Source organism: Paenarthrobacter sp. NPDC090520, assembly GCF_044769205.1.
Lineage (GTDB): Bacteria > Actinomycetota > Actinomycetes > Actinomycetales > Micrococcaceae > Arthrobacter.
In genome coordinates, this window is sequence record NZ_JBIVXM010000002.1 from 159,919 (window position 1) to 172,682 (window position 12,764).

Sequence of the window (12,764 nt, forward strand, 5' to 3'; positions counted from 1 at the left end):
TGATCCGTGTCACAGTTCCTCTTGAACGGGAGTTTGGCCATGGCTTTGAAAGAACTCACCCCGCAGGAGCGTTCCGACGCTTTGGAAAAGGCTGCCAAGGCGCGGGCTACCCGCGCTGCAGCCAAGGAGCGGCTCAAGCGGGGTGAGGTCAGCATCGCCGAACTGATCTCATCGGGCACCTCTGATGAGGCCATCGCGCGGATGCGTGTCATCGAACTGCTGGAGGCGCTCCCGGGCATTGGCCCTGTCCGGGCCGCCGCGATCATGGCCGATATAGGTATAGCCGGATCGCGGCGGATCAGGGGCCTGGGAATTCACCAGGCCCGCGCGCTGGTAGATTTTATGGATACCCAACAAAGCGATTGACGCATCTCCCCGAAGGAATCCGTGAGCACGAAACCTGGACTGACTGTCCTTGCAGGCCCAACTGCTGTTGGCAAGGGAACCGTATCCACCTACATCAGGGACAACTATCCAGAGGTTTGGCTGTCAGTATCAGCCACTACCCGCGCGGCCCGGCCCGGTGAGAAGGATGGCGTCCACTACTTCTTCAAGTCCGCCGAGGAATTCGATTCCCTCATCGCGGACGGTGAATTGCTGGAGTGGGCCGTGGTCCACGGACACAACCGCTACGGCACGTTGCGCAGCACCGTCAACGCAGCCATCGCCGAGGGCAAGTCCGTTCTGTTGGAGATCGACCTCCAGGGTGCGCGCCAGGTGAAGGAAGCCGTACCGGATGCCAATTTCGTCTTCCTGGCACCCCCGAGCTGGGACGAAATGGTCCGCCGCCTGGTGGGCCGCGGCACCGAAACTCCCGACGAACAGCAGCGGAGGCTGGAAACCGCTAAACTGGAACTTGCTGCTGAACCGGAGTTTGACCACACAGTCATCAATGACGACGTTCGCCGGGCAGCGGACGAGCTTGTTTCACTCATGGGGCTTACCCCGCACCAGCGCTAAGCGCTTGCACTTGTCGGCCCGCTAGAATTTGGAGATTTCGTGTCCACGAACCTTGAAGGCATCATCAACCCGCCGATCGACTCGCTGCTTGAGGCTGCCGATTCCAAGTACGGCCTGGTGATCTTCGGCGCCAAGCGTGCCCGTCAGATCAACGCCTACTACGCCCAGCTGCATGAGGGCCTCTTCGAATACGTCGGCCCCTTGGTCGATACCAAGCTGAACGAGAAGTCGCTCTCCATCGCCCTGCGCGAGATCAACGAAGGCCTCCTGGTCTCCACCCCGATCGAGCCCGCAGAGTAAGACTGACTGCCTGTTGACGGAGGTCACGTGCGCATAGTCCTCGGAGTCGGGGGAGGGATCGCAGCCTACAAGGTTGCATCGCTCCTCCGGCTTTTTACTGAAGCCGGCCATAAGGTCACCGTCATCCCAACGGAGGCGGCTACCCGATTTGTGGGTGTGGCCACCTGGGAGGCGCTCTCCGGCAACCCCGTCAGCAACAGCGTTTTCGACGATGTCGAGAAGGTCAACCACGTCAGGCTCGGCCACGAGGCCGACTTGATCGTCGTTGCACCAGCTACCGCCGACCTCCTGGCCAAGGCGGCAACGGGACAGGCGGGAGACCTCCTGACGAACACCCTCCTGATGGCCCACGGCCCGGTCCTCTTCGCGCCGGCCATGCACACGGAAATGTGGCAGCATGCAGCCACGCAGGCAAACGTCGAAACCCTGCGCAGCCGTGGCGTGACCGTCCTGGAGCCGGCCAGCGGCCGGCTCACCGGAGCGGACTCCGGCCCCGGAAGGCTGCCGGAGCCGGAAGCGATCTTCGCAGCCGCCATCGCTTTGGCCGGAGCTGAAAGCCTGCCGGCAACGCCTCGCCACCCAGGAGCGCTCACGGGCAAGGTGGTCACCATATCTGCCGGGGGTACCCGGGAGGCCTTGGATCCCGTCCGTTTCCTTGGAAACCGCTCCTCCGGAAAGCAGGGGGCGGCCTTGGCCGCTGCGGCGCTGGCGGCTGGAGCTACTGTGAGATTCCTCGCAGCGCATATGGATGTCGAGCCGCCCGCCGGCGTCGAACTGGTCCGCGTCGAGTCTGCCCTGGAGCTGCGCGAAGCGGCGCTTCAAGCGGCAGTCGATTCCGACGTCGTCATCATGGCAGCCGCCGTTGCGGACTTCCGCCCCGCGGATGTTTCGGACACCAAAATCAAGAAGGTCGACGGCGAGGACGCTCCGATGGTGCGGCTGGTACGCAACCCGGACATCCTCCACGAACTGGTGGAACGGCGCAATGTCGCGGGTGGCCGGCAGGTCATCGTGGGTTTTGCCGCGGAAACCGGCGACGCACAAGGCGATGTCCTGGAGCATGCCACCGCCAAACTCAAACGCAAGGGCTGTGACCTCCTGGTGGTCAACCAGGTAGGCGTCGGCAGGGTCTTTGGCCAGGATGACAATTCTGTGGTCATCCTCTCCGGTCACGGGGCCGAACCCCAGTCGGCCTCCGGCTCCAAGGCCGACGTCGCCGCCGCCGTCGTTGACCGTGTGGGCGCGGAACTGGCCCGGGTGTTCCCGGCACCCTAGCTGCCGGCGGCGCAGGCCGAAGCAAAGAACTCTTAGCATAGGGACACACGGCAAATGCCGCCGCCCCGTAACCCAGTAAGGTGGTCGAGTGACTTTACCGCTTCACCATGAACACCATGGCACCCCGTCCAAGCTCCGGCTCTTCACTTCCGAGTCGGTCACCGAGGGACACCCGGACAAGATCTGCGACCAGATCAGCGACTCCATCCTTGACGCGCTGCTCGCTGCAGACCCCGAGTCACGTGTGGCCGTTGAAACCATGGCCACCACCGGCCTGGTGCACGTGGCGGGTGAGGTCACCACCGACGCCTATGTGGAGATTCCGCAGATTGTCCGCGAGACCATCCTCGGCATCGGCTACGACTCCTCTGCCAATGGCTTCGATGGCGCACGGTGTGGCGTTTCTGTTTCAATCGGCCAGCAGTCCAACGACATCGCCGGGGGCGTGTTCAACTCGCTCGAGGCCCGTGAAGGACGCCAGGAAGACGACTACGACCTCCAGGGCGCCGGCGACCAGGGCATCATGTTCGGCTACGCAAGCGACGAGACCGCCTCCTACATGCCGACTCCCATCTGGTTGGCGCACCGCTTGTCCGAGCGGCTTACCGAAGTCCGCAAGAGCGGCGAACTCGCATACTTGCGGCCCGACGGCAAGACCCAGGTCACGGTAGGGTACGACGGCGACCGGCCGGTTTCCGTTGAAACGGTGGTCATTTCGAGCCAGCACGCAGAGGACGCGAGCCTGGAGCAGTTGCGTGCCGATCTGGCAAGCCACGTCATCGATCCTGTCCTGGCAGCAGCCAACCTTGACCTCTCGCGTGTGGCGAACATCCTGAATCCTGCCGGTGCCTTCGTGATCGGCGGACCCGTGGGTGACGCCGGACTGACCGGGCGCAAGATCATCGTGGACACCTACGGCGGATTCTCCCGCCACGGCGGCGGCGCCTTCTCCGGCAAGGACCCGTCCAAGGTGGACCGTTCCGCGGCGTACGCCATGCGCTGGGTCGCGAAGAACGTGGTGGCCGCAGGACTTGCCAAGCGCGCCGAAATCCAGATCGCCTACGCGATCGGGCAGGCACGGCCGGTTGGTACCTACGTGGAGACCTTCGGTACGGAGACCGTGGATCCGGCACGCATCAGCGAGGCCATCAACGAGATCTTCGACCTCCGCCCGCGGGCGATCATCGACGCCTTGGACCTGAAGCGCCCCATCTACGCCAAGACGGCGGCCCACGGCCACTTCGGCCGCGATGAGCCGGACTTCACCTGGGAACGCCTTGACCGCGTAGCGGACCTCAAGGAGTTCTTCAACGCCTGACCTTCGGAGCCGCCGTCGATTGCCTTAATGTCGGTGGCCCGTGATTGGCTTGAGCCAGAGATGCCCGCAGTGGGTCGATCCCACTGCGGGCATCCTGCGTTGACCGGCGGACAGGCAGAACTGATCACGGGGCAGAACTGATCACAGGATGGAGGCGGAGTAAATGGCGGAACAGGATATCCAGCCGTCTTTGCTTCAGCCGTCGTTGCTGCAGGGCTTTCCGACGAAGCCAGCCGTCAAGGGGCCGCCCCTCGCAGCCGTGGACCCGGTTGCGCGGGTGGTCCTGGAGTCTCCCTTGCCGCATTTGGACCGGACCTTCGACTACGCCGTCCCCATCGAGCTCGCAGAGACGGCCGTCCCGGGTGTGCGGGTCAAGGTGAAGTTCAGCGGGCAGGAACTGAATGGCTACATTGCCGAAAGGCGTCAGGTCTCCGACGCGGGGCATGGTCTGATCCCCCTCCACAAAGTCGTGTCACCGGTGGCAGTGATGACGCCGGCCATCAGCCGCCTCGCTGCCGCGGTGGCTGCCCGGTACGCCGGAACCCTCAGCGACGTCCTGCGGACGGCTATTCCGCCACGGGTAGCGAAGGTGGAAAAGGAAGCTTTGGAGACCCCGGAGCAGGATGTCACCGCAACCGCTCCGGTGGTGGACGCCGGGTCGTGGACCTCCTACACCAATGGGACGCCGTTCCTGCGGCATCTGGCTGCGGGCGGCACACCCAGGGCCGTGCTGACCGCTCTCCAGGGTTTTGGCCACCACGGGTGGCCGGCAATGCTGGCCTCGGCCGTGGCCGCTGTCCGCAGTTCCGGCCGCGGCGCCGTGGTGGTGGTTCCGGACTACCGGGACCTGGAGCGACTTGAGGCGGCGTTGGCGGAGGTCTTGCCCGCCACCGATATTGCACGTTTGACCGCCGACGACGGTCAGACGCCACGGTACCGGAACTTCTTGAGGCTCCTGATGGGCCAGGCGGGAGTGGCCATCGGCACCCGCTCGGCCGCCTACGCGCCAGTGCGCAATCCCGGGTTGATGGTGTGCTGGGATGACGGCGATGACCTGCACATCGATCAACGGGCGCCGTACGCGCACACGCGCGAGATCCTGTTGCTGCGCTCGGAACAGGAAGATACGGCCTGCCTGCTTGCTTCGCATAGCCGCAGCACCGAGCTGCAACGGCTCGTGGAGCTTCAGTGGGCGGTGCCCATCGAGGCCCCGCGGGTAGCCGTCCGCGCCACGGCGCCGCGGGTACTGAACACGGCGGACAGCTTCGAACAGGAACGCGATCCCTTGGCACGCGTTGCGCGCCTTCCCGGGGCGGCCTGGAAAGCCGCGAAAGAAGGCTTGGAACGGGGCCCGGTCCTGGTCCAGGTGGCCCGGGCAGGCTACGCACCGTCCCTCGTTTGCCAAACGTGCCGCGAGCCGGCCCGTTGCACTGTGTGCCAGGGCCCGTTGGCAACATCCAGCGGCTCCGCCCTGCCTGCCTGCCGTTGGTGTTCTACGCCGGCTCCGCAGTGGCGTTGTGCGCACTGCAATGGCGTCCACTTGAGGCGCGGTGCCACGGGTGCCATCCGGACCGCCGAAGAACTTGGCAGGGCCTTTCCCGGGCACACAGTCATTACCTCATCCGGCGAGCACATCAAGGCGACCGTGCCGGGGTCGCCCGCCCTGGTTGTGGCCACAGTGGGTGCCGAACCCGTAGCCCCGGAGGGTTACGCGGCGGCGTTGCTCCTGGACGGGAATTCCCTGTTGCGCCGGGAAAACCTGCGGTCGGGCGAGGACACAGTTCGCCGGTGGTTCAACGCGGCCGCCCTGGTGCGTCCAGCGGGCCAAGGAGGACTGGTGGTCATCACCGCCGACGACACCACGGCCACGGGGGCCCTGCTTCGCTGGGATGCTACGGGTTACGCATCCCGTGAACTTGCCCTGAGGAAGGAGCTGCAGTTGCCTCCGGCGGTGCGGGTGGCTTCCGTCACCGGCCCCCGGACAGACGTCGTGTCGTTTTCGGAAACACTCACCGCCGCGCTCAATCGGCCAACGGATTCGTTGCGGAGCGTTGGTCCTGCCCCGGTACAGCTGCACGGCGCCGGTGCATCGGAGCCCGACGCCGATGTCCGCACGCTGTTCTTCATCCCGTACGGTGAAGCTGCCGCAGCCACCCAGGCGATGCGGGCGGTCAAGGCCGCCAACGCAGCCAAGCGCATGCACGGGCCCGTCCAGTTGCGGCTTGACGGAGTGGATGTCCTCTAGTGCCTGGACGAGCCTGTGGGAAGCGTCATGATTTCCGCGCCTGTCTCGGTAATGGCGATGGTGTGCTCTGTGTGGGCCGTCAGGCAACCTGTGGCGCTCCGGAGGGTCCAGCCGTCGGCATCGGTCACGAGTTTCGCCGTGTCCTGCATGACCCACGGCTCAAGGGCCAGCAGCAGTCCTGGACGGAGCTCATAGCCACGCCCCGGCCTGCCGGTGTTGGGAACATGCGGGTCCTGGTGCATGGTTGATCCGATGCCGTGCCCACCAAACTCTACGTTCACGGGGTAGCCGGCGTCTTTGAGGACCGAGCCGATCGCGTAGGACAAATCGCCGATCCGTGCGCCGGGGACCGCTGCGGCAATGCCTGCTGCGAGGGCACGTTCCGTCGCGTCGATCATGGCCAGGCTTTCGGGACGCGCCGAGGTGCCAACCACGAAGCTGATGGCCGCGTCTGCCGCGATTCCGTTCTTGGTGACCGCGAGGTCCAGAGTGAGGAGGTCGCCGTCCGCAAGCGCGTAGTCGTGGGGCAGGCCGTGGAGCACGGCGTCATTGACTCCGGTGCAGATGTAGTGGCCGAAGGGACCCCGGCCAAACGAGGGGGCGTAGTCGACGTAGCAGGATTCGGCTCCGGCTTCGACGATCATGTCCTTGGTCCAGCGGTCGATGTCCAACAGGTTGGTGCCAACGGTCGCGCGGTTCTTCAGCGACTGAAGGATGTCGGCAACCAGTGCGCCGGTGACTTTCGCTTTGGCGACTTCGGAGGGGCTCAGGATTTCAATCATTGGTGATCTTTCGCTTTGGGGCATTGCGTTTGCGCAGGGCGACGGCTTCCTCCGCTGCAGCAAGCAGCTGCCGCGCGGATTCGTCCCAGTTAAAGTCCGCTGCCCGCTCCACGGAACGGCGCGACCGCTGTTGCCACAGGGCTTCGTCATCCAAGGCAGCCACGGCGGCGGCAAAGTCCGCAGGGGACCCGGGATCCACATAACTGACGGCGTCAGCACCCACTTCCCGGAAGATGGGGATGTCGCTCGCGATCACCGGCGTGCCCAAAGCCATCGCTTCGACCAAGGGCAGGCCATAACCCTCGGCCCGCGACAGGCTGATCAACGCGGTGGCCCGGAGGAGGAGCTCCTCGTATTCGTCGTCGGTGACTCCGTTGTGGAACTCCACCTTGGCGCCGTCCGGAATCAGCCCTTCCAGTTCCGCCCTGCGCTGGGACGTGATGCGGCTGAGCAGGTGCAGGGTGTAGTCGGGGAGCCCGGCCATGCCGCGGATCATCGTCTCCACGTTCTTGTACGGCATGAACGAGCCCATATAAAGCAGGGATTTGTCCGCGCCGTCCGCCGGATCCCGTGGCGTCTGTCCCGGCTGCGGGGCGTTGCCGACAATCCGGACAGGGCGGCGCGTGAGCCGGTACTTCGCCATGAGTGCCTCGGTGGTCCGGCTGATGGTGGCCACCACTTCGGCCCGGTTCAGCAGCACGCGCTGAGGCCAGTACGCCTTATGGTAAAGCCTCCACAGCAGGCGGACCGGTGCCGGAAGGAAGCCCGGCGGCGCGGGGTGCTCGTAGTAGATCAGGTCATGCAGGGTCAGGATCAAGCTGTACTGCCGACCCCACGAGCCCATGGTCTGCATGGGGCAGACCACAACGTCGGCGCCCAGTGGATTGACTTTCCGTGCCACGAACAGCTCCAGGGGAGAGAGCGGGCTGTTCACCATGACCCACGGAACGTCGGGCAACAGGGCAAGCTGCCTTTTGTCATTGATGAGCATGGTCACGTCGGCGATCTTCGCGGTCGCTGCGATGAGGCTTGAGCCGTAGCGGCTGATGCCGTCGTGGTGGTCTGTCCTGGTAAAGCGGGCGTCGATGACGATTTTCACGCGGGATGTTCCTCCAGGAAGGTTCGGATGGAAGCAGCTGCCGGTTCGGGCGTTTCGTAGTGGATCAGGTGCCCGACGCCGGGAATCACGTCCAGCGTCCCGTCCGGGAGGCGTTCCAGCAGTTTGTACTGGTTGGGCAAGGTGGCAATTTCGTCCTTTTCGCCGGCGACCAGCAGCACAGGGAGGTTGAGCTGTTCTGCCACGTCCGCGACGGTGCCGGAGACGGAGGCCTTGAACGATTCCAAAAGGCTGTTCCGATCGGCAAAGGCGCTGAAGTAGGCGTCGTGTTGGCCGTGGATGAAGCGCCTCAGCTGCTTGTCCTTGGTCTTGGCCATGGTGACGCTCATGATCCGGACGATTGCGCGGTTCCGCAGGATGGCAAGGCCAAGGCGACGGGGAAGCTTTGCCGAGGCCTGGTAGTAGAAGACCGCCAGCTTGGTCATGACGCCCTTGGGTCCCTCCAGGGCCGGCGCGGCTATGGGATTAACCAGTACCAGGGGAGACACCGCGCCCGGATGGCTTGCCACGAAATGGCTTGCCACGATCGATCCGAAGGAATGTCCAAGAAGGACCGTTTCCGGGCCCAGCCCCAAGGCCTCCATGAAGCCTTCAATGAAGCGACCGTAGCGCTCTACACTGTGTTCGTCGTCCACGAACGGCTCGGAGCTGCCGAAGGCCGGGAGGTCCGGCATGATGATGCGCATCTCCGGGAGCAGGTCAGCCACCCGCAACAAGCCGTGGTGGTCGCCCCGGAAGCCGTGGATGACCAGGATGGTCCGTGTCTTGTCGGTAGCCTTGACCGGTTGGTACGTCCAATAGGCCACGGTGCTGCCATCGACGTCCACATCGGAAGCGGCTGTGCGGGCTGCCAAGGACTTGCTGAAGAACTCGACGGGGGCCTGTGCACCCCCAACGGGATGCGCGGTGTCCACTTTTTCCATTCAGTAATTCCTAGTTCACGTTGTCCGGATGCGAGCCCGTACGGTGGTGGCGTTCCAGGCCCGCCATACCGTCCAGGTCCTCGCTGTCCAGTTCGAAATCGAAGACGTTGACGTTCTCCTTGATGCGTCCTGCCGTGCTGGCCTTCGGTATGACCAGGTTCCCCAGTTGCAGGTGCCAGCGAAGGATGACCTGCGCGGGAGTCCTCTTGTACTTTTCCGCCAGGGCAACGATTGCCGGATCCCCGAGGACCTGCCCGCGGCCCAAGGGGCTCCATGCCTCGGTCCGGATGCCGAGCTGGCTGTGCAGGGTCCTGAGCCGGGCCTGCTGCAGCCAAGGATGCAGTTCCACCTGGTTCACGGCGGGAACCACTTCGGCGGACTGCATGAGCTGTTCAAGATGGTCCGGCTGGAAGTTGGACACGCCAATGGCCCGGACCTTGCCCTCACGGTAAAGGGTCTCCAAGGCCTTGTACGTCTCAGCGAACAGTCCACGGGCCGGGCAGGGCCAGTGGATGAGGTACAGATCCACGTAGTCCAGGCCAAGGTTGGCCATGGAGGTGTCGAAGGCTCGGAGCGTCGCATCGTAGCCATGGTGGTCGTTCCAGACCTTGGTGGTGACGAAAACGTCCTCGCGCGTCAGTGCGTGGACGGATTCACCGGATCCGCCCGTGCCCAGGTTGGCGTCCCGTGCGTCGCCGATGGCCCCGCCGATCGCCCGGCCCACGCCGACTTCGTTTCCGTACATGGCTGCGGTGTCGAAGCGCCGGTAGCCTTCCCCCAGTGCAGTGCTGACCAAGGCGTCGGCATCAGCCGGGGGGACCTTGTACAGGCCATAGCCCATCTGGTCCATCATGACGCCGTTGTTCAGGCTCAGCCGTGCCGGGAATCTCATAGCAACGACTCTACCCATTCCGGGGCGGATTGCCTCAGGAGTGGGCAGTGAAACTCACCAGCCTCCGCGCAGATGCTTCATCGAGGATCAGGTCCGTTGCCAGCCCGGCAGCCAACGCCCCCTGGAGCCCATTGATCTTGGAAGCACCGGAGACCACGCAAATCCGGCGCCTGACCTGGCGTAGTTGTTCGTGGCTGGGGCCGGTGGACCGTTCGTTCAAGGTGATGCCGTCCGACGATCCGTCGCTGCGGAAGAAGACCGTGGCAACGTCGCCCACCACGTCGTCCTCTGCCAGCGCCGCCAGGTCCTGTTCATCGAGGTAGCCGCCGGCGTAGACATGGCTGGGGTAGTCGGAGTCCACTGAGCCCACGCCGAAGATGGCAATGCTCATGCGGGCCTGCACATCGAGGATCCGCTGCACGCTGCGCTCATTCCACATGGCTGTCTTGGTGGCGGCGTGGTCGAAGAAAGCAGGAACGGGGAACTGCTCCACCCGTGCACCATAGGCGCCTCCGAAACGCCGCATGATGTCGCTGGCGTAGGTAATACCGGTGGTCTGCATGTTTTCGGCCCCATTCAACTGCACCACGATGCTGTCGTGCGTCACCTTGCGGGTGAGGTGCCGGCTGACCGCGCTCAATGTGGCTCCCCAGGCCACCCCGATGATGGCGTTCGAGTCCACCAGGGGGCCAATGGTCCGGGCCGCCTGCATGGCAACGCGGTCCAGGGTCTCGGCTTCGTTCAGGGTGTCCAGTACCGGAACCACGTGGACGTCCACTCCGAAGCGGTCGCGGATCTGGCTTTCAAGTTCGGGCGCCGTATCAAAGGGGCTCTTGATCTGGACCTGAACCAGGCCGGTTTCCCGGGCCGAGGACAACAGCCGGGAAACCGTTGAACGCGAGGTCCTCAACTCACGGGCGATCGCGTCCATGGTCAGGTCCTGGAGGTAGTACATCTGTGCGGCCCTCAGCGCATCCGAATGGCGTGATCGTCCCATCTCATTTCCTTGCTGCACGTTTGTGCAAATAGCTTGACTCCATTTTCCACCTTCGCCAGATTAGTGGTGAAAGGTGCAGCGGCGGGGAGCGCCACGCACGAACCAAGCCCAAGGGAGCAGTTTTGGGAAACAGGATTTCCGGTACCTCGTCCGAGGCACGTCGGCGTGAATCGGCAGCGGCCTTGAAGGAACGCCCCTCAGCCCAGGTACTCATCATCGGAGGCGGCATCAACGGAGTGGGGACGTTCCGGGATCTGGCACTGCAGGGCGTGGACGTGGCACTCGTGGAACGCGGAGACTACTGCCAGGGTGCCAGCGGCGCGTCGTCGCACATGATCCACGGTGGTATCCGCTACCTGGAAAACGGCGAGTTCCGCCTGGTGAAGGAATCTGTGGTGGAACGCAACCGCCTGCTGCGGATAGCACCCCACTACGTCAAGCCGCTCCAGACCACCATCCCGATCTTCAGCACCTTCTCCGGCATTCTTTCTGCCCCGGTGCGTTTCCTGACCCACAAGCAGGGAAAGCCGAAGGAACGCGGCGCTTTCCTCATCAAGCTCGGTTTGAGCATCTACGATTTCTTCTCCCGCGATGGCGGCAGTGTTCCGAAGCACCAGTTCCTTGGCCGCGACAAGGCCCTGGCCGCGTTGCCGCAACTGCACCAAGGCATCAAGTACACCGCCACCTACTTCGACGCTTCCGTGCACAACCCGGAGCGGCTCACGCTGGATGTCCTCCAGGACGGCGAGAAGGCAGGACACGCGGCAGGCGGAGCAGCAGGGGGCAGCGCCCGTGCCAGCAACTATGTTTCACTGGTCTCCATGGGGGCCAACGGGGTGCGGCTTCGCGATGAACTGACCGGTGCGGAATTCGATTTCCAGGCGGACGTCATCGTCAACACCACTGGTGCGTGGGTGGATCTCACCAACCAGGCCATGGGTGCTGCCAGCACCTTCATGGGCGGCACCAAGGGATCGCACATCGTCCTGGACCACCCGGAACTCCTCGCCGCCTGCAACGGCAGGGAAATCTTCTTCGAGCACACTGATGGCCGCATCGTCCTCATCTACCCCATGGGCGACCGCGTGCTGGTGGGAACCACCGACGTCGACGCGGACATGTCCCAGGATGCGGTGTGCACCGAAGAAGAGGTGGACTACTTCTTCGACTTGGTGGGCCACGTGTTTCCCACCATCGCCGTGGACCGCAACCACATCGTCTACAGCTTTTCCGGCGTCCGACCCCTGCCGCGGCATGACGCCACCCAGCCCGGGTTCGTCTCCCGGGACTACCGGATCGAACGCTCGGTTCGCACCGGCGAAGGCGCGGCCGCGACGCCGGGCGGCAAGGCCGCCGTCGTACTGAGCCTGGTGGGCGGCAAATGGACAACGTTCCGCGCGTTGGCCGAACACATGACCAACGACGTCCTCCGGGAACTCGGAAAAGAACGCAAGGTCTCGACGGCGAAACTCGCCATCGGCGGCGGCGCGGGCTTCCCCGTGACCGCCCAGGCCGAACAGGAATGGATCAAGTCGCATATGGGACCGGGGTTGGATGCGGGCCGGGTTGAAGGGCTGCTGACCCGCTACGGCACCCGCGCCGGGGAAGTCATCGCTTTCCTGAAAGCCGGCGAGGACGCCCCGCTGCGGTCCACCCGCGAACTCAGTGTCAGGGAACTGGAATTCATGGCACATAACGAGCAGGTAGGGCACTTGGTTGACGTGCTGATCCGCCGCACCTCGCTCGCATTCCGTGGCCTGGTCACGGGCGAACTGCTGAACGAGATTGCCGAGGCACTTGGTGGCCCCCTCGGTTGGGACGCCACGAAACGGCAGGCGGAAGTCCGCCTCGCGCAGGAGGTCCTGCACCGTTACCACAAGGTCAACGTGCACAGCCTGGTGGACTGAAACCCACCACCGGAACGGCACTGGCGACGGTGCCGTTCCAACAGCCTC

General features: G+C 64.4%; 12 protein-coding genes. 7 read left to right on the top strand and 5 right to left on the bottom strand.

Annotation, left to right across the window (positions count from 1 at the left end; all coding sequences use genetic code 11):
- Positions 1-39: 39 nt before the first annotated feature.
- The 6 genes from mihF (at position 40) to ACIQTZ_RS03430 (ending at position 6,098) form a co-directional block, all read left to right on the top strand.
- Positions 40-366: an integration host factor, actinobacterial type gene (mihF, locus tag ACIQTZ_RS03405; protein ID WP_400332000.1), complete on the top strand. Its 327-nt coding sequence runs from the start codon at positions 40-42 to the stop codon at positions 364-366.
- Between the two features lie 21 nt (positions 367-387).
- Positions 388-960, top strand: a complete 573-nt coding sequence (gene gmk, locus ACIQTZ_RS03410; RefSeq protein ID WP_400332003.1) for a guanylate kinase — start codon at positions 388-390, stop codon at positions 958-960.
- A 39-nt stretch (positions 961-999) separates the two neighbouring features.
- On the top strand, positions 1,000-1,260 hold the full coding sequence (gene rpoZ / locus ACIQTZ_RS03415) for a DNA-directed RNA polymerase subunit omega (RefSeq protein WP_017197559.1): 261 nt from the start codon (positions 1,000-1,002) through the stop codon (positions 1,258-1,260).
- Positions 1,261-1,287: 27 nt separating this feature from the next.
- The gene (gene coaBC / locus ACIQTZ_RS03420) at positions 1,288-2,535 is read left to right on the top strand and encodes a bifunctional phosphopantothenoylcysteine decarboxylase/phosphopantothenate--cysteine ligase CoaBC (protein WP_402977529.1); all 1,248 of its coding nucleotides are present in this window, start codon (positions 1,288-1,290) and stop codon (positions 2,533-2,535) included.
- Positions 2,536-2,623: 88 nt separating this feature from the next.
- On the top strand, positions 2,624-3,853 hold the full coding sequence (gene metK / locus ACIQTZ_RS03425; protein WP_397321656.1) for a methionine adenosyltransferase: 1,230 nt from the start codon (positions 2,624-2,626) through the stop codon (positions 3,851-3,853).
- Positions 3,854-4,016: 163 nt separating this feature from the next.
- On the top strand, positions 4,017-6,098 hold the full coding sequence (locus ACIQTZ_RS03430) for a primosomal protein N' (protein WP_402977532.1): 2,082 nt from the start codon (positions 4,017-4,019) through the stop codon (positions 6,096-6,098).
- Here ACIQTZ_RS03430 and map read toward each other — a convergent pair.
- The 5 genes from map to ACIQTZ_RS03455 are packed head-to-tail and all read right to left on the bottom strand — an operon-like array spanning position 6,095 to position 10,809.
- Positions 6,095-6,880: a type I methionyl aminopeptidase gene (gene map, locus ACIQTZ_RS03435; protein ID WP_402977535.1), complete on the bottom strand. Its 786-nt coding sequence runs from the start codon at positions 6,878-6,880 to the stop codon at positions 6,095-6,097. The two genes, ACIQTZ_RS03430 and map, sit on opposite strands and share 4 nt — an antisense overlap.
- Complete coding sequence (locus tag ACIQTZ_RS03440) at positions 6,873-7,979, bottom strand: glycosyltransferase family 4 protein (protein WP_402977538.1); 1,107 nt, start codon at positions 7,977-7,979, stop codon at positions 6,873-6,875. Before ACIQTZ_RS03440 ends, map begins: the two co-directional genes overlap by 8 nt.
- The gene (locus ACIQTZ_RS03445; RefSeq protein ID WP_402942809.1) at positions 7,976-8,920 is read right to left on the bottom strand and encodes an alpha/beta fold hydrolase; all 945 of its coding nucleotides are present in this window, start codon (positions 8,918-8,920) and stop codon (positions 7,976-7,978) included. Before ACIQTZ_RS03445 ends, ACIQTZ_RS03440 begins: the two co-directional genes overlap by 4 nt.
- Positions 8,921-8,930: 10 nt before the next feature.
- On the bottom strand, positions 8,931-9,812 hold the full coding sequence (locus ACIQTZ_RS03450; RefSeq protein ID WP_400332022.1) for an aldo/keto reductase: 882 nt from the start codon (positions 9,810-9,812) through the stop codon (positions 8,931-8,933).
- Positions 9,813-9,846: 34 nt separating this feature from the next.
- Positions 9,847-10,809 carry a sugar-binding transcriptional regulator gene (locus tag ACIQTZ_RS03455; protein WP_402977541.1) on the bottom strand — a complete coding sequence of 321 codons (963 nt, stop codon included), beginning with the start codon at positions 10,807-10,809 and terminating at the stop codon, positions 9,847-9,849.
- Between the two features lie 122 nt (positions 10,810-10,931).
- On the opposite strand from ACIQTZ_RS03455, the gene ACIQTZ_RS03460 reads away from it, so the two are divergent.
- Positions 10,932-12,716, top strand: a complete 1,785-nt coding sequence (locus ACIQTZ_RS03460; protein WP_402977544.1) for a glycerol-3-phosphate dehydrogenase/oxidase — start codon at positions 10,932-10,934, stop codon at positions 12,714-12,716.
- Positions 12,717-12,764: the final 48 nt, after the last annotated feature.